Annotated in this window: 13 protein-coding genes; 4 read left to right on the top strand and 9 right to left on the bottom strand. The window is 70.4% G+C overall.

Annotated elements, in window-relative coordinates:
- Window positions 1-111: 111 nt before the first annotated feature.
- On the top strand, window positions 112-1,107 hold the full coding sequence (locus tag ACX9I7_RS07775) for a phosphatase PAP2 family protein (protein WP_387574427.1): 996 nt from the start codon (window positions 112-114) through the stop codon (window positions 1,105-1,107).
- Window positions 1,108-1,447: 340 nt separating this feature from the next.
- On the opposite strand, the gene ACX9I7_RS07770 is transcribed toward ACX9I7_RS07775, so the two are convergent.
- The 6 genes from ACX9I7_RS07770 to ACX9I7_RS07745 all read right to left on the bottom strand — a co-directional run bounded on the left by ACX9I7_RS07770 (window position 1,448) and on the right by ACX9I7_RS07745 (window position 14,417).
- Window positions 1,448-1,795: a VOC family protein gene (locus tag ACX9I7_RS07770; RefSeq protein WP_387574457.1), complete on the bottom strand. Its 348-nt coding sequence runs from the start codon at window positions 1,793-1,795 to the stop codon at window positions 1,448-1,450.
- 76 nt (window positions 1,796-1,871) lie between these two features.
- The gene (locus tag ACX9I7_RS07765; protein ID WP_459386891.1) at window positions 1,872-4,985 is read right to left on the bottom strand and encodes a bifunctional [glutamine synthetase] adenylyltransferase/[glutamine synthetase]-adenylyl-L-tyrosine phosphorylase; all 3,114 of its coding nucleotides are present in this window, start codon (window positions 4,983-4,985) and stop codon (window positions 1,872-1,874) included.
- Between the two features lie 59 nt (window positions 4,986-5,044).
- Window positions 5,045-6,406 (bottom strand): type I glutamate--ammonia ligase, encoded by a 1,362-nt coding sequence (gene glnA, locus ACX9I7_RS07760; RefSeq protein WP_126913842.1) that lies wholly within the window; start codon window positions 6,404-6,406, stop codon window positions 5,045-5,047.
- 229 nt (window positions 6,407-6,635) lie between these two features.
- Window positions 6,636-7,043, bottom strand: coding sequence for a hypothetical protein (locus ACX9I7_RS07755; RefSeq protein WP_459386890.1), 408 nt, complete (start codon window positions 7,041-7,043; stop codon window positions 6,636-6,638).
- 35 nt (window positions 7,044-7,078) lie between these two features.
- Entirely contained in the window at window positions 7,079-7,471 is a 393-nt protein-coding gene (locus ACX9I7_RS07750; protein WP_358239782.1) for a hypothetical protein, read from the bottom strand.
- Between the two features lie 31 nt (window positions 7,472-7,502).
- On the bottom strand, window positions 7,503-14,417 hold the full coding sequence (locus ACX9I7_RS07745) for a polymorphic toxin-type HINT domain-containing protein (protein ID WP_459386889.1): 6,915 nt from the start codon (window positions 14,415-14,417) through the stop codon (window positions 7,503-7,505).
- 512 nt (window positions 14,418-14,929) lie between these two features.
- Here ACX9I7_RS07745 and ACX9I7_RS07740 point away from each other — a divergent pair.
- Window positions 14,930-17,560, top strand: a complete 2,631-nt coding sequence (locus tag ACX9I7_RS07740) for an FG-GAP-like repeat-containing protein (protein WP_459386960.1) — start codon at window positions 14,930-14,932, stop codon at window positions 17,558-17,560.
- A 74-nt stretch (window positions 17,561-17,634) separates the two neighbouring features.
- Here ACX9I7_RS07740 and ACX9I7_RS07735 read toward each other — a convergent pair whose 3' ends face one another.
- The 3 genes from ACX9I7_RS07735 to ACX9I7_RS07725 form a co-directional block, all read right to left on the bottom strand.
- Window positions 17,635-18,132, bottom strand: a complete 498-nt coding sequence (locus tag ACX9I7_RS07735) for a hypothetical protein (RefSeq protein ID WP_358239777.1) — start codon at window positions 18,130-18,132, stop codon at window positions 17,635-17,637.
- Window positions 18,133-18,237: 105 nt separating this feature from the next.
- Complete coding sequence (locus ACX9I7_RS07730) at window positions 18,238-19,143, bottom strand: alpha/beta fold hydrolase (protein WP_459386888.1); 906 nt, start codon at window positions 19,141-19,143, stop codon at window positions 18,238-18,240.
- Between the two features lie 69 nt (window positions 19,144-19,212).
- A complete protein-coding gene (locus ACX9I7_RS07725) occupies window positions 19,213-20,700 on the bottom strand; it encodes an APC family permease (protein WP_459386887.1) in 1,488 nt (495 codons plus the stop codon).
- A gap of 188 nt (window positions 20,701-20,888) precedes the next feature.
- On the opposite strand from ACX9I7_RS07725, the gene ACX9I7_RS07720 reads away from it, so the two are divergent.
- The gene (locus ACX9I7_RS07720) at window positions 20,889-21,377 is read left to right on the top strand and encodes a hypothetical protein (RefSeq protein ID WP_459386886.1); all 489 of its coding nucleotides are present in this window, start codon (window positions 20,889-20,891) and stop codon (window positions 21,375-21,377) included.
- Window positions 21,378-21,463: 86 nt separating this feature from the next.
- A complete protein-coding gene (locus ACX9I7_RS07715) occupies window positions 21,464-23,050 on the top strand; it encodes a multicopper oxidase family protein (protein WP_459386885.1) in 1,587 nt (528 codons plus the stop codon).
- Window positions 23,051-23,102 lie beyond the last annotated feature (52 nt).

Here is a 23,102-nt window from a genome sequence, read left to right as displayed (position 1 = left end):
TACAGGCGCCCGGCACGGGCCGTCCGAAGGAGGACGAACCGGGGCGTAGGCGGCGTGAACCGGACCGGGTGCCGATCTGCCGTCGGCGGCTATCTGGCAGACTCTTTCCCTATGGGTGAAGCGACAGCAAAGACCCTGGAAGGCCCCACGGCCGCCGCGCCACCCACCGAGGCGGGTGGCGCGACGGGCGCGGTCCGGCCGCGGACGAACCGCTTCCGGCTGCGGCGGCCCCGTGCGCCACGGCGCCCACGCCTGTGGTTCGAGGTACTGCTGATCGCGGTGAGTTACTGGACGTACTCGCTCGTCCGCAACGCCGTGCCGGAGCAGAGAGCCGCCGCGCTGCGCAACGCCGACTGGATCTGGCAGGCCGAGCAGAGCCTCCACATCGCCGTGGAGCACACGGTCAACCGGGCCGTGAATTCGGTGACGTGGCTGATCGTGGGCATGAACTACTACTATGCGACGCTCCACTTCGTCCTGACCATCGGTGTGCTGGTCTGGCTCTACCGCTGGCACCCCGGGCGGTACGCGGCGGCCCGGCTGACGTTGTTCGCCACCACCGGTGTGGCCCTGCTCGGCTACTACCTGTATCCGCTCGCCCCGCCACGGCTGATGGAGGACCTCGGCTTCGTCGACACGGTCGTCGTCCACCACACCTGGGGCTCGATGGCCTCGGGCAACCTCGCGGACGTCTCGAACCAGTACGCGGCGATGCCCTCGATGCACATCGGCTGGTCGACCTGGTGCGGCGTCGTCATCGCGTCGCTGGCGCGGCCGGTGTGGGTACGGGTGCTGGGGGTGCTCTACCCGGTGGCGACGCTGGTGGTGATCGTGTCGACCGCCAACCACTTCTGGCTGGACGCGGTGGGCGGCCTGCTCTGCCTGGCGCTCGGCCTCACCCTGTCCCGGGTGTGGTTCGGGGCGCTGCCGCACCGGCTGCCCCGCCATGTGGCGATCAAGGACGACCGGCGGGACGCTGGACCGGGCGGTCCGGGCACGGGCAACCCCGCCGGCCGGGCGCCGCGGCAACGCCGCCGCGCCCCGTCCCGCCCGCAACCGGTGGCCCCGGGCGGGCGGCGTTCCCGCACGACGGAGCGGGTGCGCTAGGGAATCGGGTCGGCCCGGCGGCATGGGCCGGGCCAGGCCGGGAGGCTGGGGCTTCACGCCGTGCCGTCGAGCAGACCGCGGACTTCCGGGACGTCCCGGAGCAGTGGAACGGCACGGAGGGGACGACGCAGTCCTGCTCCGTCCCGGCGCCGTCTTGTGCCAGCGCTTCGCCCGCTTCTCCCAGAGCCCGAATGGCGGGTTGCGCTACCACCTTCCGTGAGGCCCTGGGCCGGTACTGGCGGGCCATCAGGAAGTAGCGGCCCCGCCCGGGCCCCGCTCAGCGGGACCCGGGCGTTTTTTTACGCTCTGTAGCCGTTACTGGTGTAGTGGAGAGGGGCCGTCAGAGGTGGCCCAGCACGTTGACCACCCGTCCGCTGGGGTCGCGGACGAAGAACCGCCGCACGCCCCACTCCTCGTCCTGCAAGGGGTGAATGATCTCCGCACCGCTCTCCAGCATGACCGCGTAAGCCGCGTCCACGTCGTCCACCTCGACGCTCATGTCGGGGGCGACGGGCGCGGTCCTGTCGCCGGTCATGACACTGATCTGCGCCGCCGGGCTGGACGGGGAAGCGAGCGTCATGATCCAGCCGTGGTTCATGACCTCCTCGAAGCCCAGCAGGCCATAGAACTCCCGGCTCTCCCGCCCGGCCTCGGACCGGATGTTGGGCACGACACGACGAACGGTCATCAGTGACTCCAAACAAGAACGAAGCTGCCTTGTGTCTCCCCAGGAGTACTACGTTGTCGGGGATCCAGGTGCCCGCTCAGCGGGGGCCCGGGCTCCCGTAGAACAGGTCCTCCACCACCGCACGCGCCCGCCGCGTCGTCCGCCGGTAGTCGTCCAGCATCTCCCCGCCGTGCCCCGCCGGGTAGCCCAGGTACCGGCCCACCGCGGCCAGTTCCCGGGCCTCGCCCGGGAACGTGTCGCCGGGACGGCCGCGCACCAGCATCACCGCGTTGCGGACGCTCGTCGCCAGCACCCACGCCTCGTCGAGGATGCGGGCCTCCTCGGCGGTGAGCAGCCCGGCGGCACACGCGGCGGCGAGGGCGTCGCGGGTGCGGGTGGTGCGCAGGCCGGGCTCGGAGTGGCCGTGCCGCATCTGGAGGAGCTGGACGGTCCATTCGACGTCCGACAGGCCGCCGCGTCCCAGCTTGGTGTGGGTGGTGGGGTCGGCGCCGCGCGGGAGCCGCTCGGACTCCATGCGGGCCTTGAGGCGGCGGATCTCGCGGACGGCGTCCTCGCCGAGGCCCTCGGGCGGGTAGCGCAGCGGGTCGATCAGCTCGATGAACCGCCGGCCCAGGTCGGCGTCGCCCGCGACGGGCTCGGCGCGCAGCAGGGCCTGGCTCTCCCACACCAGCGACCAGCGGCGGTAGTAGGCGGCGTAGGAGGCGAGGGTGCGGACGATCGGCCCGGACTTGCCCTCGGGCCGCAGGTCGGCGTCGACGAGCAGCGGCGGGTCGGTGGTGGGGAGCTGGAGCAGCCGGCGCATCTCGCCGGCGACGGCGAAGGCGGCCTTGGCGGCGTCCTCGTCGGAGACGCCTTCGCGCGGCTCGTGGACGAACAGGACGTCCGCGTCGGATCCGTAGCCCTGTTCGTGGCCACCGAAGCGGCCCATGCCGATGACCGCGAACCGGGTGGGCAGGGTGTCGCCCCACTCGCCCCGGACGGCCGCGCGCAGGGCGCCGGCGACGGCGGCGGCGTTGAGGTCGGAGACGGCGTCGCCGACGATGCCGGCGCGGGCGGCGTGGTCGTTCCCGGCGGTCTCGGCGGCGCCGCGCGAGCCGGTGCCGTGCTCGCCGGAGGCGTGGGCGCGGGCGGCGGGGCCGACGCGCCCGTAGGCGCCGATGATGTCGGCGGCCGCGGTGCGGAACAGCTCGCGGCGGCGGACGCCGCGCACCGCGACGATGGCCGCCTCGGCGTCCTCGGCGCGGCCGACGGCGGCGAGGACCTCCTGTTCCAGGGCCTCGCGGCCGCGTGGGCGCAGGCCCCCGGAGTCGCCGAGGAGGGCGACGGCCTCGGGGGCGCGCAGCAGCAGGTCGGGGGCGAGCCGGCCGGCGGACAGGACGCGGGCGAGGTTCTCGGCGGCGGCGCCCTCGTCGCGCAGCAGCCGCAGGTACCAGGGGGTCTTGCCGAGGGCGTCGGAGACCTTGTGGAAGTTGAGCAGTCCGGCGTCGGGGTCGGCGGAGTCGGCGAACCAGCCCAGCAGCACGGGCAGCAGGGTCCGCTGGATGGCGGCCTTGCGGGTGACGCCGGAGGCGAGGGCCTCCAGGTGGCGGAGGGCGGCGGCGGGGTCGGCGTAGCCGAGGGCCGCGAGGCGCTGGCCGGCGGCCTTGGGGCTGAGCCGGATCTCGCCGGGTTCCAGCTGGGCGACGGCGTCGAGCAGCGGCCGGTAGAAGAGTTTCTCGTGCAGCCGGCGGACCTCGCGGGCGTGGAGCTTCCACTGCCGGCCGAATTCGGCGACCGGTTCCTTGCCGGGGGCCCACTCGTACGTACGGGCCAGGGAGCGGCCCAGGCGGCGCAGGTCTTCCTCGCGGTCGGGCACGAGGTGGGTGCGGCGCAGCCGGTGGAGCTGGATGCGGTGCTCCATGGTGCGCAGGAAGCGGTAGGCGTCGCCCATGAGTTTGGCGTCGGCGCGGCCCACGTAGCCGCCGGCGGCGAGGGCGGCGAGCGCGTCGAGGGTGGATCCGGAGCGCAGGGTGGCGTCGCTGCGTCCGTGGACCAACTGGAGGAGCTGGACGGCGAATTCGACGTCGCGCAGGCCGCCGGGGCCGAGTTTGATCTCGCGGTCGACCTGGGCGGCGGGGATGGAGTCGACGACGCGGCGGCGCATCTCCTGGACGTCGGTGACGAAGTTGTCGCGCTCGGCGGCCTGCCAGACGAGCGGGGAGAGGGTGTCGACGTAGTCCTGGCCGAGGGCGAGGTCGCCGGCGACGGGCCGGGCCTTGAGGAGGGCCTGGAACTCCCAGGTCTTGGCCCAGCGCTGGTAGTAGGCGAGGTGGCTGGAGAGGGTGCGCACCAGGGGGCCGTTGCGGCCCTCGGGGCGGAGGTTGGCGTCGACGGTCCAGATGGTGCCCTCGGCGGTGACGTCGGAGCAGATCCGCATCATCCGGGAGGCGAGGCGGGTGGCGGAGCGCAGGGCGGTGGCCTCGGCGGTGCCGTCGCGGGCCTCGGCGACGAAGATGACGTCGACGTCGGAGACGTAGTTGAGCTCGCGGCCGCCGCACTTGCCCATGCCGATGACGGCGAGCCGGCAGGCGGCGGCGTCGGCCGGCTCTTCCTCGGTGGCGATCGCGAGGGCGGCGCGGAGGGTGGCGGTGGCCAGGTCGGCGAGTTCGGCGGCGGCCTCGGCGACGTCGGTGCTGCCGCTGACGTCGCGGGCCGCTATGCCGAGGAGGGCGCGCCGGTAGGCGGCGCGCAGGGCGTCGGCGGGTTGCAGCCCGGCCTCGCGGCCGCGGCGGGCCCCGTCGGCGAGGGCCCATTCGAACTCGGGGACGGCGGGGTGGAGGTCGGTGGCCTCGAAGCTGTCGAGGGCGTGCCAGTCGCCGGGGTGCCGGGCGAGGTGGTCGCCGAGCGCCTCGGACGTGCCGAGGACGCCCAGCAGCCGGTCGCGCAGCGGCTTGGCGGCGGCGAGGGTGTCGAGGAGGGCCTGCCGGTCGGCGTCGTCCCGGGCGGCGAGGGACTCGGCGAGCCGGACGAGCCCGCGCAGCGCGAGGTCGGGGTCGGCCGTGGCGCCGAGGGCGTCGAGCAGCACGGGGCCGGTGCCCAGGGACCCCAGCGCGGGGGTCCCCAGGAGCCGCTCGGCGTCGGCCACGGCGGTGAACCCGCAGCGCAGCAGCCGGCTGTAGGTACTGCTCCGCCGCCCGTCGGGCACGGTCATCGCTGGCCCTCTCGCTGATCGTCCGGGGTGGTCCTCGGCCGGCCGTGCCGGCCGTGCGGTCAGAGCACCGGCAGCATCTTGCGCAGCTCGAACGCGGTCACTTCCGACCGGTACTCCTCCCATTCCTGCTTCTTGTTGCGCAGGAAGAAGTCGAAGACGTGCTCGCCCAGGGTCTCGGCGACCAGTTCGCTGCGTTCCATCAGCTCGATGGCCTCGCCGAGGTTCTGCGGCAGCGGCTCGATCCCCATGGCCCGGCGCTCGGCGTCGGACAGCGCCCACACGTCGTCGTCGGCGCCCGCGGGGAGTTCGTACCCCTCCTCGATGCCCTTGAGACCCGCCGCGAGGAGGACGGCGTAGGTCAGGTAGGGGTTGGCGCCGGAGTCGATGGAGCGGACCTCGACGCGGGTGGAGCCGGTCTTGCCGGGCTTGTACATGGGCACGCGGATGAGCGCGGAGCGGTTGTTGTGGCCCCAGCAGATGTACGAGGGGGCCTCGCCGCCGGCGCCGGCGGTGCGCTGGGAGCCGCCCCAGATGCGCTTGTAGGAGTTGACCCACTGGTTGGTGACAGCGGAGATCTCGCCCGCGTGCCGGAGCAGTCCGGCGATGAAGGACTTGCCGACCTTGGACAGCTGGTACTCGGCGCCGGACTCGTGGAAGGCGTTGCGGTCGCCCTCGAAGAGGGAGAGGTGGGTGTGCATGCCGGAGCCCGGGAAGTCCGAGAACGGCTTGGGCATGAACGTCGCGTGGACGCCCTGCTCCAGCGCCACCTGCTTCATCACGATGCGGAAGGTCATGATGTTGTCGGCGGTGGAGAGCGCGTCGGCGTAGCGCAGGTCGATCTCCTGCTGGCCGGGGGCGCCCTCGTGGTGGCTGAACTCGACCGAGATGCCCATGGATTCGAGCATCGTGATGGCCTGGCGGCGGAAGTCCATGCCGACGCCGGTGGGCGTGTGGTCGAAGTAGCCGGAGGAGTCGGCGGGCACGGGACGGGTGCCGTCGACGGGCTTGTCCTTGAGCAGGAAGAACTCGATCTCGGGGTGGGTGTAGAAGGTGAACCCGAGGTCGGAGGTCTTGGCGAGGATGCGCTTGAGGACGTAGCGCGGGTCGGCGTACGACGGGGAGCCGTCCGGCATCAGGATGTCGCAGAACATCCGGGCGGTGCCGGGGGCCTCGGCGCGCCAGGGCAGGATCTGGAAGGTGCCCGGATCCGGCTTGGCGATCATGTCCGATTCATACACCCGCGCGAAGCCCTCGATCGCCGAGCCGTCGAAGCCGATGCCCTCGTCGAAGGCCTGCTCGAGCTCGGCGGGGGCCACGGCCACGGACTTCAGATAGCCGAGGACATCGGTGAACCACAGCCGGACGAACCGGATGTCGCGCTCTTCGAGTGTGCGGAGCACGAACTCCTGCTGCTTATCCATGGCAACCTATCCTTGCAGGTCAGACGGCTCGTTTCACCGGGTGCGGCACGGGCTGGACCTTGAGTATCACGTCCCCGGGTTACCGGTGGGTTTCCGGACGACGCCGCTCCCCCCTCGGTTTCCTTCAGTCATCGTACTTATGCCCATACGAAAAGCGCCGCCGCGCCACAGCCGGAGGGGCTGGGGCACGGCGGCGCGGATGCCGACAGGCCGGAGCAGCTACGGAGCGTTACCCCGCGTGGCCGGCCGGGGAGGCCGCCACGCAGGTGGCGGTACCGAACTCACCCTTGGCGGTGGCGCGCTTGGCCTCCTTGCCGTTGATCGTGATCACGCACCGGGCCTCGCCGCCCTTCTCCCCCAGGATCAGGCTCAGGCTGGGCGCGGTGGCCACCCCCTTCATGGTGACTTTCTTCTTCCACGGGAGCGCGGGGGCCTCGACGGTCTCGGTGGCCTCGTTCTTCTGATCACCGGTGCCGTAGGTGATGTCCTTGACGTCGCTTCCGGTGATCTCGTAGACGACCTCGAACTCCTTGTTGTCGAGCTTTTCGAACTCGTCCTTGGCTGCCTTTTCGGTGGAGCAGCCGACGAGGAGGGCAGCCGCCAGGCCTACGGCCGAGATGCAACGAACGCTCCTCACAGAGCCGTGCATATCAATTACCCCTTATTCGGTTCTCACCGGACTTCAATTTCGAACCCGTAATGCTCTCTGACATTGAACGCCATCTCCTCACCGCAGAAGGCCGGGATCCTCTGTTCCCACCACCCCCAGCCGCCAGACACTGCGAAGCCTCCTTCGAGGACCTCTCTGAACGAATCGTCGATCCGGCCCACCTCGGCCGCGAACCATTCCGCTTCCGGGGTGGACCGGATGACCGGATCAGCGATGACAGCTTGCAGGAAGCGCCTGATGGAGATGTCGTCCCAATACTCGTAGAGAGTGGATCCGTATCCCTCCCCACAGTCCTCGACGAATTCCGCCCAGGTTTCGAGCGCCCGCTGAGGTGTGACTGGATGCCGCAACTCCGAACGATCGACCATTTCCCTGAACCTGTCGAGAAAGAGCACTCTCATCTCCTAGATCAGCCGCGGGTTCGCCCTACCTGTATTTCATGGTGGAGCGACGGAAGTACGACAGCCCGTCCGCCGGGCGGAAGAACGTGGATATAGAGCCACTGCTGTTGCGGTATCCGTAGTACCCCGTCGCCGAGTGGAACCGGTGTACTCCACCGTCCTTCGTGAGCACGCTGATGGCCCCGTCCGGCCCGTCACCGTCCATGAAGTCACGCGCGGCGTTCCGGAACGCCCGGCGAGCGCCTGCCCCCCTGAACTCGGGCATGTCGACCCCGACAGCCCGCGGCTCACGCTGCCTCCCCTTCTTGTAGCGGAAGTCGACACCCTTGACGTGCTTGGCATAGTGACTGTTCGCCGACTGCTCGGAATGGAAATCCGGCCGGTTGTCGCCCCCTCCACAGTTGTGTACGAGGACCGGTACGGCCGCTGCCTGCGCGTAGTAGGTGTGGGTGCCCTGAACCGTCAGGTTGTAGACCGTGGCGTTCTGCGTCCACGCCTTGACCGAGGTGACCTGGACCCAGGTACCCGCGCTGGTCCGGAGCCACTGACCGGGCTTCAGCTGACCGGCGTCGACCCACTTCTTCAGGTCCGGGACCCAGAAGGGGTGCCCCTCGGTGGCGATGAGCGTGCCGCCATCGGTCCGGTCGTCTCCGCTGACCGTGATCTTGACCAGGTCCTTGCTGCCGCTGCCGATGATCGTGGCGACGACGGGCTCGGCCTTGGTCTCACCCGTCTCCGGATCGGTGGCCAGGACCTTGTCACCGGTCTTGACCTGCTCGATCGACTTGCGACTGCCATCGGCCATCAGAACGTCGGTACCGGGAACGAAGCTGTTGCCGGTCGGGCAGCTCTGCGGCTGTGCCGCCTCCTTCGCCTGTTCCTTGACCTCCTGTTTGACCTCCTTCTTGATCTCTTGCTTCACCCCTTGCGAACCCTGCGGTTTCGCCTGTTTCGGCTTCGGGTTCGGTTTGGGTCTCGGCTGCGGCTTCGCTTGGGGCTTCGGGCGTTGCTTCGGGGCCTCGCGGTACTTGGCCGCGCGCTTAGGAGCCGCCTTGGCGGCCACCCGCTGCTTGGCCTTGGCCGCGGCCTTCGCCGCCGCCTTCTTCGCGGCTTCCGCCCGGGCCTTCGCGGCGGCGACCTGTGCCGCCTTCTTCTTCGCGGCTTCCGCGGCCGCCCGCTTGGCGGCCTCGGCCGCGGCCCGCCGCTTGGCCGCAGCGATGGCCGCACGCTTCGCGGCCTCACGCGCGGCGGCGATCGCCGCACGGCGGGCGGCCTCACGCGCGGCCGCGCGAATCGCGGCCTGGAGGGCGATGCGGGCGGCGATCGCGACGAGAATCGGGAAGAACTCGCCGTCCGGGTCCGACTCCGTCGCCGGCGCGTTGTTCGCGTAGGCGTACGGGTTCATCTGCTGCGGAATCCCGAAGTCGATCACCGGGTCCACCGAGATGAAGCGGCCGGTGGCCGGGTCGTACTCGCGGGCGCCGAGCTGCGTGAGTCCAGTGTTCTCGTCGGTGCGACCGCCGACGAAGCCGCGTTTGCCCGGCCAGAGACCGGGTTTGGTGCCGCGCTGCTCCCCGAAGGGGGCCAGCAGGCGCCGCTGGACGGGCAGCCCTTCCTGATCCAGGCCCACCGAGCTGTAGGCGCTCCCGTGATGGTCGGTGAGGAGCAGGTCGAGCTTGCCTTCGCCCTTGGTGCCGTCGCCCTCCTCGGCCGTACGGACGGTGGTGGCGCCGGGGTGCTCGTAGTAACGGGTGGCGGAGAGCTTGCCGCCGGCGTCGACGGTCAGTTCGCCGCTACCGAGGTAGAGCGTGGTCTCGCCGTTGGCCGCGCGGTGGATGAGGCGATTGCCTTCCGCGTCGTAGAGGTTCTCGGTGTCCTTTCCGTCCTCGGTGATCTTCGCGAGGTTGCCCTCCGCGTCGTAGGAGAAGGTCTGCACCTTCCCGCCGACCTGCCGGATGGTCGTGTTGCCGACGGCGTCGTACGCGTAGGTGCTGACCGACGTGCCGCCGGGGCCCTTGGACTCCACCTTCGTCAGCGACCGGGGCTGGTCCTTGCCCGGGCCCGGGTAGGTGTACGTGCGCGTGACGTCCTTGCCGCTGTCGCCCGTCGTGTCGTGCTCAACGAGTTTCGTGCGGTTGCCGACCGCGTCGTAGGTATAGGACTGCCAGTACGGCTGCTGACCGCCGACCGTCTCCTTGGACGGCCCCGCCTGGCAGCCGTCGGTGGCTGTCCAGGCACCGGTCATCCGCCGCAGCGCGTCGTAGGCGAAGCACTGGACGTCGCTCTGACCACCGTCCGGCATCGTCGCGCCCGGAGTGCGCGCGATCCTGGTGACGTTGCCGGCCGGGTCGTAGCTGTAGGCGATGTCGTCGATCCGGCCGCCGCTCGCGTCCTTGCTGTCGCGGTCGTGCACGGTCCGGCTCAGGCGGCGGGTGTGCTCGTCGTAGAACGACGTCGAGTACACCTTCCTGCCCTGGACACCGGCCTCGCTGCGCAGCAGCTCGCCGGATGCGGAGTACTGCAGGTTGGAGGCGTAGACCGAGATGCCGGCCAGCGTTACGGGCAGGCCGTCACCGTTGTAGCGAGTGACGAGACGTTCCTTCTTGAGCGGCCCGGTCTCGGGGATCTGCGTCCACTCGGGCAGGCCGGTGTTCGGCGTGTAGCCGTGCTCGAAGGTGTACGTGCCGGCGAGCTTCTTCTCGGAGTCCGGGATCACCAGACGGGTGCCGGTCGGCTGGTAGGCCTGGTTGTAGCCGGCGACCTCGTTGCGGTACTCCTTCCCCCCGCTGTAGCGGATGGAGGCCGCGGGCAGGCCCTTGAGGACACTGTCGTACGTCCACTCGGCGAGCTTGGGCCCGTCAGGCCCGCCCTCGCGCAGCGAAGTGGGACGGTCGAGCGCGTCGTAGGTCGTCGAGACCTTCTTGCCGCGCGCGTCGGTCACGGTGACCGGACGGTCGTCCTTGTCGTACGTGGTGGTGGCCGTGCCCTTGTCCGGGTCCGTCGCCTTGATCTGCCGGCCCCGGGCGTCGTACTCGAACGTCCAGGCGTTGCCGTCCGGGTCGGTGACCTTGGTCAGCTGGCCCTTGCGGTTGTAGCCGTAGGAGGTGTCGTTGTACTTGGTGCGCTCCTCGTTGAGGTACTCGCGCAGCTTCGTGCGACGGCCGTCGCCGTCGGTGAAGGTCGTCCGTACCGTGCCGCCCTTGGGCGGGAAGACCGTCGACTCGTTGCCCTGGTACTCGGCGGTCGTCGTCTGCTGGTCGTCGCCGTAGCGGCGGGTGACCTCCTTGACCTGGCGGTCGTGGCCGTCATAGGTGACGACCGTCTGGTGCGGCACCTTGTTGTCGGCGACGATCAGGAGATTCTCGCTGACGTCGCCTTCGACGAAGTAGGCGTCGTTGCTCTTGGCCGTCCGGCCGTGGGTGTCCTGGATCGTGTCGCTGACAATGCGGCCGCCGCCGATGCCGGGGTGCTGGCTCTGGCGCTCGTGGAGCATGCCGTCGTAGATCTCCACGGCGGTGGAGTACGAGCCGCTCTCCGTCAAGGAGCGGGTGATCGCCGTGGACGGGGCCGTCTTGGTGATCTTGTACTCGTGCTCGGAGCTGGGCGACTGGCCGGCGGCCCGGTCCCGGTTGATGTCCCACAGCTTGACCAGCCGACCGAGACCGTCGTAGACCATGTCCTTGCGGCGGCCGTTGGTGTCGACGACCGCTGTCGTGCTGCCGCGGGCAGGGTCGGCGTAGGTGGTCTCGGTGTGGCCGAGCGGGTTGGTGACCACCGTCTTCGCCGGAATGGCACCGATGGCGGGGGTGTACGCGGTAGTGGTCCTGTTGCCGTCCACGTCCCAGCTGGCGGTCGGGCGGCCGTGCGCGTCGTACTCCGTGCGCTCGGCGACCTGGTAGCCCTTGCCGTCGCCGGTGATCTCCTCTACTGACGTGACGTCGCCCCTGACAGGGCCTTCTCCGAGGCCCTTCCCGTCGTAGTAGGTGCGCGTGTCCGAGACGACCGAGCCGCTGTCGCCGCCACAGGGGCCGGTGACGGTCTTCTCCTGGGCCTCCAGCTCCAGGATCCACTTGTCGGTGTTACGGGCGTAGGTGACAGTCGTGCACGCGTCGTCGTCCGGGTCGTCGATGTTCCCGAAGTCGTGTGTGCTGACCGGGAGCCCGTACTCGTCGTAGGACGTCGTCTCCTTGCTGCGCAGCCAACTGCCGTCGCCCTGGCGCTCGCGTTCCTCATTGCTCTCGGGGTGGCCCATGCGGGCCTGGAGCGCCGTGGTGCCTGCCCTCTCCCGGGTGGCGGTGACCGTCGAGGCCAAGGTCAGCTTGGTGGCGGACTCCACCTGGCCGCCCTCGTCCAGATAGGTGACCTTCTCTCGCAGCTGTCCGTTGAACTGCGGCAGGTCGGGCACCTTTCCGCCTTCGGAGTCGGTCAGCTCGGCGCCGCGCTTCTTGCCGTCGGGCAGCGGGTCACCGTCCAGTCCCTGGTAGTAGAGGGACTCGGTCATCGACCGCTTGCCGTCGTCACCGCGGCCGACCAGCTCACGGACCTTGGCGTAGCCGCGGTACTGGTTCCAGGTGCGTTCCTTGGGCTCGGTGAACTCACCGTCGTCCCACGCCCAGCCCGGTGCGCCGAGGTACTGGTAGGAGGTCACCTTCGGGAGGGCGTCGGTGACGTTGTCCTCCTCGCGGACCTCCGTCACGACGTACTTGTGGAACCAGTCCAGGACCGGCTTGCTCTCTCCCGGCGGGGTCCAGTAGGTCGGGTAGCAGCGCATGCCGTTGTCGTGCGGCGTGGGCAGCTTCACGTTGCCGGGCATCGTCGAACACTCACGCGGGGAGTACGTGACGCCGATGGTCGAGCCGTGTTCGGTGTCCACCGCGTTGACACGGAAGCGGGAGAAGGGCGGGATGCCCTCATAGCCGTCGACGCGGTTGTCCATCTTCTCGCCGCGGAAGGTCACCGACGGGAGGGTGGTGTCCGTACCGCCGGTGTGACCGGTGCGGGTGATGGAGGCCAGCCACAGGGCCGGGCTCGTGGCGTCCGTGTTCGGGAACTGGTGGGTGAGCTCGTAGGTGTCGGCCTTGGCGTAGTCGTCGCCCACGAGGGCCTCGGTCGCGATCTTCACCAGCCGCTTCGTCGACCAGAAGCTCGGCGACGGCTTGTCGCATTTGCCCTTGCCTTCGCACTTGAGGTCGAAGGGGACGTCGGGCCAGTTCTTGGCGTTCTCCTTGGTGAGCTTGCCTGGGGCGCAGTCGAAGTCCTTCGACGGCAGGCAGCGCTCGGCGGTGACGAAGTGGACGCGTGCGGCCGCCTTCGCGGAGAAGAGGGAGTCGGCGCGCTGGCCGTAATCGATGCGGGTGAGGTAGCCACCGCGGTCGTACGCGGCGAGTTTGTCGGCTTTGCCGAGCTGGCCGTAGTGGTTGGTCTCCTTCTCCCACCACAGGCTCATGGCGTTGCCGTGCGGGTCGACGACGTAGTCCAGGTTCCAGCGCCATGCCTGGGAGCAGGAGGACTTGTCGAAGGTGTCGGCGTGACAGGGCTCGCCGGAGTGGTTGCCGAAAACCGGGACGGTGAAGGCCGAGTTGGTCTCGGGCTTGCCGGTTCCCCAGCCGGGCAGGCGGTTCAGGCCGAACCAGTACTGAGTGCCGTCCTTCGACGTGAGGACCCAGTGCTCACCGTCGTTGTCGCCGTTGGCGGCGCCCTTCTTCAGCTCGATGCGGGCACCGTCGTCGTCGGCGAGCTTCCATTCGCCGCTCTTGTCGTCCCGGACGAGCTCATTGCTGGAGCCGTCGAGGGAGAGGGTGAGGCTGTCGGTGAACCAGCACAGGTCGCCGGTTTTGGTCTTGTTGTTGGCGCCGTTGGCCATGTCCTGGGTGCAGGACTTGTAGCGGCGCTCGACGAAGCCCGGGTGGTAGTCCCAGCCCTCACCGATCCAGGAAGCCTGATTGTTGGTGGAGGCGGTACGGCCGTCGATGGCCTGGGAGGAGTAGCCGAGTTTGATCTCGGGCTCCGCGCCACCGGGGGCGTCGGGGGTGTCGATGGGGTGGTTCCAGGAGAATCCGCCGGCGTGGCCGCCGGCTGCCCAGGAGCCGGAGGGGGACAGCGAGGAGGCACCGTAGTTCCCGGTGGAACCGGAGGCCTCGGCGGCCGCCGCGAGCATCACCGGTGCGCCGGGCGCCAGCGTGACCCGGGCGGTCAGGCGCTGCTTCTTGGAGTTGTTCTCGCTCTTCAGCGGGGTGCCGGTGGAACATCCGGCACGGGCCGGGGTCGTGGCGGCGCAGGCGGGGAGCTCCACCAGTCGCAGGCGCGAACCCCAGTCACCGCCGAAGCGTTGCGCGTAAGAGGAGTAGTCGAGCTCGACGTCGACCTGTCGCGGAGGTCCGCGCTTCCCCGGTGCGGCCACGCCCGGGCTCGCCTTCGCGCCGGACGCCTGACCGGCGGCCTCGGTGCCGCTCGCGGTGAGCTTGACCACCGGGCCCTCGGCGCCCAGTCCGGCCAGTGCCTTCTCGTCCGGCATCTCGACATCGACGACGCCGGGCTCGGCCGAGCTTGCTTCCGACTGCCCCGCGGCTGCGGGCTTGACGTAAAGCGGTAGTTCGCCGGCCTTCACGGGCTTGCTCGCGCCGTCGCGCGTGGCGAGCGACGCCACACCGTCCGACAACGCCGACGCGAGGCCCACTCGTGCACGTCCGCTCGGCAGCCGGGTGCTCTTGGGCGCTTCCCATGCCTTGGCCGCGCCGTTCTTCTTCGGCCCGTTCTTGCGCTTGAACTCCTCGCCCTTGACGGGCTTTTCCTGTTGAAGCTTGATCAGATTCGGATTGGCCTGCTTGGCCGCTGCCGGAACCGTGGTTCCCAACAGCGACCCCATGAGGGACAGGAAGACGACGGCGACGGTGGATCTCCACCGTCGCCGTAACGCCCACCAGTCGCCTGGTGCGATCACGTCCGTGGACTCCTCCGAGGGGGCCAGGGTGATGGGCACAAGCAGGGGCGCCCCCTCACCAACCCCCCGATGTGTCACTTCAGTAAAGCTTTCCGCCGGGCATATGCCAAGATCCCCCCAAGATCTGTCCAATGTTCCATCTCAGGCTTGTTTCCTCTTCGGAAGGAAAGCTCGTGATACGCACAAGCGGCCGTTCTCGGCCATCACGACCGAAAAGATCTGCACACGCCCTGACATCCTTTGCGACCGTCTTCGCTGTGGGCCTCACCGCCTTAGGAGTCGCACCATTCGCGACGTCCGCATCGGCCGACGAACGCCCCGTCGCGGGTGATCAGGGCAGCACGGAAACCCGTACGGATAGGGGAGCTTCGGCCGAAGCGCGACGGACCGGAAAACCGGTCGAGGTCACCGCCCTGCGGACCGAGACACAGGAAGTGATGGCCACCCCTTCCGGTACGTTTACGCTCACCCAGCATGCCCAACCCGTACGCGCCCGGAAAAATGGCCAATTGGTGCCCATCGACACCGCTCTGCAGCACGCCGGGGACCGCATCGCCCCCAAGGCCACCACCCTTGACGCCACCTTCTCCGCAGGTGGCGACACCACGCTCGCCACGCTCACGGAGCAGGGGCGTCGTCTGTCCATCCAGTGGCCCGAGCGCCTCCCCACGCCCGTCCTCGACGCCAACGAGGCCACCTATCCTGAGGTGTTCGCCGGGGTGGACCTCAAGGTCCGGGCGACGGCCGAGACCATCTCCCAGGTTCTCGTCGTCAAGAACGCCGAGGCCGCAAGGAACCCGGGACTCCAGCGACTTCAACTCGGCCTGGAGGCACGGGGGCTACGCGTCGACGTCGACAAGGTGACCGGCACCGTACGCGCCCTCAACCCGGCGGGTCAGGAACTCTTCACCTCGTCCACGCCGCGCATGTGGGATTCATCGGTGAGGCCGGACGGCAAACGCGCTGTTTCCCTCAGGAGTGCGGCCGCGCCGACTGCCGCCGACCTCGAACCGGGAGTCAAGCACGCGAACGTCGGGCTCTCCTACGACAGCGGAAAACTGACCTTGACGCCCGACCAGTCGGTGCTCAACGGGAAGGACACCACTTACCCCGTCTACATCGACCCGAAATTCGGCGGTAGGCGCCAGGCCTGGACCATCGCCTACAAGCCGACGCCCAACTCCTCGTTCTGGAACGGCACGGGATGGGGTGGCAACGGCAAGAGCACCTCGGAGGCCCGCATCGGCCACGAGGGCGACGACGGCGGAACGGCCAGGTCCTTCTTCCAGATGGACTCAAAAGGTCTGGCCGGAGCCGAAATCATCGACGCCCAGTTCAACATCGTCAACACCCACTCCTGGTCCTGCGATGCCAGACCCGTGGAGCTGTGGGACACCGGCACCATCTCCTCGTCCACAACCTGGAACAACCAGCCCCGGTGGATCAGACAGGTGAAGACGCTGAACTTCTCCCACGGCAATGACGTATTCGGCTGCTCCGACAAGGGCGTGGACTTCGACGTCACCTCAATGGCGAGGGAGGCCGCCGAGAAGGCGTGGTCGACCATGACCATCGGGCTGCGGGCCAGCAACGAGTCGAACGTCTACGACTGGAAGAAGTTCAGCAGCGACCCCAAGCTGATCGTCGAGTACAACCGGCGCCCCGACAATCCGACCAGCTACGGCAGCAGCCCCTCCGTCGCCTGCGACGCGGCCCCCGCCCAGCAGATCGGCAACACCGACGTCCAGCTCTATGCCAGAGTCTCCGACCCCGACGGCGGCACGCTGCGGACCCGGTTCAACATGTGGATCAAGGATGGCGATCCCGCCGTCTTCAATGAGACGGTGTCCGTCACCAGTGGCAGCGTCGCCAAGGTGATCGTCCCCAAGGACATCTTCAAGGACGGCGTCACCTACCAGTGGCAGGTACGGTCGGACGATGGCCGTACGACATCCTCCTGGCGGCCGGATACGCCTTGCCGCTTCACCGTCGACAAGTCCCGCCCCAGCACACCGCCCACCGTCAGCTCCAAGGAGTTCCCCAACGGTGACGACGGCATCCCGGGCGCGCCCGCCCGGACCAAAGGGACCTTCACCCTCGGCAGCGGCGGGGCGAAGGACGTCGTGAAGTACGTCTACGACTTCGACCGCAAGAACCCGGTCACCGTCGCCAGCCCCGCCTCCGCCGGAGGTAGCGTGACCGTCGCCTTCACTCCGCCCAGCGCAGGCCCCCACATTCTCTACTCCTACAGCGAGGACGCCGCCGGCAACCGCTCGGACACCGGCACCTACCTCTTCTACGCCGCCGGCACGGGTGTCAAGGACAAGCCCGGGGATCTGAACGGAGACGGCAGCCCCGATCTATGGGCCGTGGACGGCGACAACAAGCTCCGCATGTACCCCGGCACCGGCGACGGAGTGTTCGGGCCCGCGACGGTGGTCGCCGAAGGCGGTTTCCAGGACACCCTCATCACTCGGCGGGGCGACTACACCAACGACGGATACGACGACCTCGTCGCCCGTCACCCCGACGGCAAGCTGTGGATCTACCGCAACACCGGATTCGGGGCCCTCGACACCGACAACCGGCAGGAGCTGCGTCAGTTCATCCCCGAGCTGCAGACAGCGAAGATCAGCCAGATCATCTCCCTCGGCGATACGAACGGCGATGGAGCCCCAGATCTTGTCGCCAAGGTGGGGGACAGCCTCTGGTTCCTCGCGGGGCACCACGGCAACTACATCGACGACGCCTATCCCCTGGCCGAGAGCGGCTGGTCCGGCCGGGATCTCATCGCCCCCGGCGACCTCACCGGCGATGGAAACCCCGATCTCCTCGTCCGTGACAACGCCACCGGTCAGCTCGTGACCCATCATGGCGCGCCCGCCGCCGGCACCGGCGGGATCGACCCGGTCAGCCTGGTCGTCGGCGCCACGTCGGTGTACGGCGCCGCCGCTTGGCAGAGCTCCAACCGTCCGCTGCTCGCCATGCCCGGCGACGCGAACGCCGACGGCACCACCGATCTGTGGGCCACGACCACGGACGGCAGCGGCACCCTGCTCTTCTACCCCACCAAGAACGGCGCCCACAGCAGTCCCGTGCTCGTGGGCACCGCCGGCTGGAAGGGCATCAAGGCCATCACCTGATCCGGTCCGCGGTCGAGCCGTGTCGTGGGGCCGGGTCCCGGTGGAGCCCGGCCCCACGGCGGGCCCGTTGACCATCAGCCGCTCGCCCGGACCAGCTCCCACTCGTGCTCCGGTCCCCCGCTTCCCGGCAGCACCATCTTCAGGCCGTACGCGCCCTCGCCCGCCCGGTGGCCGACGTGGACGGCGAGTTTATCGGCGGTGGAGTGCTTGTGGCTGAGGAGAGCTCGGCCGGTCCAGGTCCAGCGCTGGTCGCGGTCGGCGGGGGTGGCGAGGCGGCGGAGGGCCGGGCCGTGGCCGGAGGGGCCCAGGAGGAGGGTCAGCACCCGGGGGATGTACTCCTCGGCGTCGGCGGCGAGGGTGACGATCCCGGTGTCCGCGTCGATGTGCCAGCCGCAGTGCCGCGCGGAGACGGTGGCGCGGTCGCGGACGTCGACGAAGCCCTCGGTGGCGTGCCCGCAGAGGACGTAACGCGGGTCGCTCCGCCAGCGGATGACGTAGCGGGCGCCGCGGTCCGGTCCACCGGGTTCACCGCGGTCACCGGTGAAGGGGATGCCGTGGTGCTCCGTGCTCACGTGGGTGCTCCTTCGCCGCGACGGTGCGTTCCGCCGCCCACCCTCGCGCACCCCGCCACGCCGCACCCGTCGGCAGCCGCCGACCGGGTGGCGCCGTACGCGGCCTCAGGTCCGTATGAACGGAGTCGCGAGCACGGCCGCGGCGATGGCCTGGGGGCGGTCGTACATCAGCAGGTGGCCGGCCGGGGCCACGGCCTCGAAGCGGGCGTCGAGGCGGTCGGCGAGGGCGCGCTGGCGCTCCAGCCAGCGGCGTTCCTCGGCGGAGCCGGTGCCCGGGGAGGCGGCGAGCACGGTGACGGGGACGGGCGGCAGCCCGTGGTGGGCGCGCAGGTCCTCGAGTTCGGCGGCGACGTCGCGGTAGCGGGCGTTCTCCATGACGATGGCGCGCGCCACGCGCGCGGTGCCGTACGTCCGGCGCACCACGTCCTCGGGGGCGGGGTCGTGGCGGGTGACGGAGGCGGCGCGGACGGCGAGGCGGCGCAGGGCGGGGCCGAGGGCGCGCGGCAGTCCGGCGGCGGCGAGGGCCCGGCCGCGCACCCGGGCGGCGGCGGTGCGCAGTTCGCGGGCGGGCACGGGCCGGGCGTCCGGCACGACGCTGGCGTCGACGAGGACGAGCCCGGCCGTGCGCTCCGGGTACGTCCGGGCGTAGGCCTCGGCGTGGAAGCCGGCCAGGGAGTGGCCGACGACCGTGGCCGGGCCCGGCAGCCCGAGCGCGTCGAGGACGCCCGCCATCCGGGCGGCCTCGGCGGCGACGGTGGGGGGCTCCAGCGGCGCCGCGCTGAAGCCGAGCCCGGGGCGGTCGAAGCGGACGACCGTGCGGTGCGGGGTGAGCAGGGGGACGACCGGCTCCCAGTCGAACCAGCCCATGCCGAGCCCGGCGCTGAGGACGCACACGGGCCCCGAGCCCTCGCGCAGCACGTGGAGGGTCACGCCGCCGACCCGCAGCATCCGGCCCGGCGGCCGTCCCGGTGGCCGTTCCGTGCCGTGCGTGCCGCCGCCCGTAGCGCTCATCGAGTCCCCCTCGGTCCGTCCCCGCGGGCCGGCGGTCGTCGGCGGCCCGCTTCGGAGAGCACCGACAAGCTACTCGACGGGGGTGGCCTCCTGTCGCCCGGCCGTCACCCAGTGCGGCTTGCGGAGGGCGAGGAAGGCCAGCGGGACGAGGAAGCCGAGCGTCAGCAGCCCGCCGCCGACGATGAGCAGATAGCGCCACAGCGGCTGGCCCCCGAACTGCTCCGGCGGCACGAAGCCGATGAACATGGCCCCCACGGAGGCCGCGAAGCCCACGCCCGCGACGAGGCCCAGCGCCGGGACCCTGAAGCCGCGCGGCTGGTCGGGACGGGTGCGGCGCAGCCGGAGGGCGGCGGCGAACATCAGGAGGTAGACGACGAGGTAGATCTGCGTCGTGACCACCGAGAAGATCCAGTACGCGCTGGAGACGTCGGGGATGAAGGCGTAGAGCAGGGCGATCAGCGTGGTCAGGGCGCCCTGGGCGACCATGATGTTGCGCGGGACGCCGTTCTTGTTGAGCTTCTGCAGGGCGGGCGGCAGATAGCCCTCCTGACGGGCGACCATCAGCAGGCCCTGCGAGGGCCCGGCCAGCCAGGTGAGCATGCCGCCGAGCGCCGCGGCGACGAGCAGGACGCCGACGACCTTGGTCAGCCAGCCCACGTGGAAGTGGTCGAAGAAGCCCTGGAATGCCTGCATCACACCGGCCGTCAGGCTCAGGTCCTTGCCCGGCATCACCCAGCTGATGGCCAGCGCGGGGAGGATGAAGATCAGCAGAACGAGTCCGGTGGCGGCGAAGACCGAGCGCGGGTACTCCTTGCCGGGCTCGCGCAGCGAGGAGACGTGCACGGCGTTCATCTCCATGCCCGCGTACGACAGGAAGTTGCCGACGATGAGGACGAGGCTGGCGAGCCCGGTCCACGGCGGCAGGACATGGCCGCCGTCCATGGGCGCGGCCGACGGGTTGCCCTGGGCGAGGAAGGCCATGCCGAGGAGGACGAGCACGACGCCCGGGATCAGCGTGCCGACGACCAGCCCCACGCTGGAGAGCCCGGCCACGGCCTTCGTGCCGCGCGCGGAGATCAGCACCCCGGCCCAGTACACGACGACGATGACGAGCGCGACGTAGAGGCCGTTGTTCGCGAGGGACGGGTCGATGACGTACGCGAAGGTGCTCGCCACGTAGGCCAGCAGGCTGGGGTAGTACGCGATGGTCATCGCGAACTGGCACCAGACCGCGAGGAATCCGAGCCGCTTGCCCAGGCCCTCGGTCACCCACCGGTGGATGCCGCCGGTCCAGCCGGAGGCCAGCTCGGCCGAGACCAGGGCGGTCGGCAGCAGGAAGACGACGGCGGGGAGGAGGTAGAGGAAGACGGCGGCGAGGCCGTAGAGGGCCATGGAGGGGGCCGGGCGGAGGTTGGCCACGGACGCCGTGGTCATCATCGCGAGCGTCGCCCAGGAGATGAACTGGATGCGGGTGGCGCCGGATCCTGTTGCGTCGGCTCCGGTGGCGGGGGCAGCCGTTTGGGGACGTTCGTCCCGGACCTGTTCCGTGATGGTCATTGCTGGGAGAGCGTCCTTCGGGCGGTGCGTCACGCGTGTGCGGTTCGTCGAGCGGTTTCGTCCCATAATCGGGCCTCCGGGCCGCCGTTCGCACATCGCGCCCTCGGCTCGCTCCGCTGCCCGCCTGGAGGGCGGATACCCCGGAGGGGTAGGGTGCCCGGAGGTCAACGGGCTTGTGGAGGCGGGCGATGCACGGACGGCGGAGGGTCGCCGCGTGGTGCGGCCGGCTGCTGCTGTTCGCCGCGCTGCTTCTCGGCATCGTGACGATGCACACACTCGGGCACCCGCGTGACCACGGGGCGGTGGCGGTGACCGCCGGGACGGCGGGCGACGCGATGCCGGGGGCGCACGCGACGGCATCCGGCGGGCACGCGATGGCATCGGTCGGCCACGCCACACCGGGTGCGGGCCACGCTTCCGTTCCCGCAGCGTCCACCCCCCACGGCGGCGGTCACCGCGGCATGGATCCACTGTCCGTATGTCTCGCCGTGCTCGGCACGGGGTCGGCCACGGCCTTCCTGCTCGCCCTCGCCCTGGCCGCCTTCCTCCGCTTCTTCCGCGACCGGCCCGGTACGGGCCCGGTGGCCGCCCGCGCGTGGTTCTCGCGCGCGCTGTGGCCCGTCCCGCCCCCGCCACGACAGAAGGCCCTCGCCCGGCTGTCGGTACTGCGCGTATAGGGGCGCGTTCCGCTGCCCGCCTCGTCGGCGGCAGCGCACGCGCCCGTCATCACGCACACCCACCGACACCACAGAGGTGCACTCCCATGCGCACAACCACCCGCCGCGCCGTGCTCGGCGCGGGGATCGCCGCTGCCGGAAGCGGACTGCTGGCCGCCTGCTCGACGGGCAGCGGCGGCAGCCCCTCCCCCTCCGCCACCCCCGGCGGATTCGTCTCCCCCGACGGCCGCGAGGTGGCGGCCGCCGAGGCCCGGCGCGGCACGGGCCCGGTCCGTCAGGTGCGGCTCACCGCGACTCCCGCGCGGCTGGACCTGGGGGGCGGCCGTACGGTCGCGAGCTGGGCCTACGGCGACGCGCTGCCCGGCCGGGAGGTCCGCGTCACGGCCGGCGACACCCTCGCGCTCACCCTCGCCAACCACCTGCCCGTCCCCACGTCCGTGCACTGGCACGGGCTGGCGCTGCGCAACGACATGGACGGCGTCCCGGGGCTGACACAGCGCCCGGTCGCGGCGGGGGCGTCGCACGACTACCGCTTCACGGTCACCCACCCGGGCACGTACTGGCTGCACCCGCACTCCGGCACCCAGCAGGACCGGGGGCTGTACGCGCCGCTGATCGTGGAGGACCCGAAGGAGCCGCTGAAGTACGACAAGGAGTGGGTCGTCGTGCTCGACGACTGGGTCGACGGGGTCGACGGCAGCACTCCGGACGCGGTGCTCGCGGAGCTCGCCAAGGGCATGGACATGGGCGGCATGGACCACGGCGGGGGCGGGATGAGCCATGGCGGGGGGCACGACATGTCGCACATGTCGATGACAACGGCTTCCTCCCCCTCCCCCACCGGCCCGCCCCGGATGCTGATGGGCGCCACCAGTGACGTCCTCGGCGGTGACGCCGGCGATGTCGCCTATCCGTACTACCTGGTCAACGGGCGGACGCCGGAGGATCCGGAGACCTTCACCGCGAAGCCCGGCGACCGGGTCCGGATCCGGCTGATCAACGCGGGCGGCGACACCGCCTTCCGCGTCGCCCTCGGCGATCACCGGATGACCGTCACCCATACGGATGGTTTCCCCGTCGAGCACATACAGACGGACGCGCTCCTGCTCGGTATGGGAGAGCGCTACGACGTCCTGGTGGAGGTGAAGGACGGCGTCTTCCCGCTGACCGCGCTGGCCGAGGGCAAGAAGCACGCCGCGCTGGCCCTGCTGCGGACGGGCGGCGGTTCGGCGCCCGGGGCGGACGTACGCCCCCGGGAGCTGGAGAGCGCCCCGCTGACGGCGGACCGGCTGAAGGCGGAGGGCGGGGTCGCGCTCAAGGAGCGCCGGCCGGACCGCACGATCACGCTGAAGCTGACGGGTTCGATGGCGAAGTACGACTGGGCGATCAACGGACGGACGTACTCGCCCTCCTACCGCCAGCCGGTGGCGGCGGGCGAGCGGGTGCGCCTCGCCTTCGTCAACGCCACCACGATGTGGCACCCCATGCATCTGCACGGGCACACGTTCGCGCTGCCGGGCGGCGGGGCGCGCAAGGACACGGCCATCGTGCTGCCGGGCAAGCGGCTGGAGGTCGACTTCGACGCGGACAACCCGGGGCTGTGGATGATCCACTGCCACAACGTCTACCACGCGGAGTCGGGGATGATGACGGTCCTCGGCTACCGCGCGTAGGGCGGGAAAAGGGGAGGGCCCCGCACCGGGCCCTCCCCTTCACCGGTTCACC

It is taken from the genome of Streptomyces sp. L500, assembly GCF_054551825.1.
This window is presented reverse-complemented; position numbering and strand designations above follow the sequence as displayed.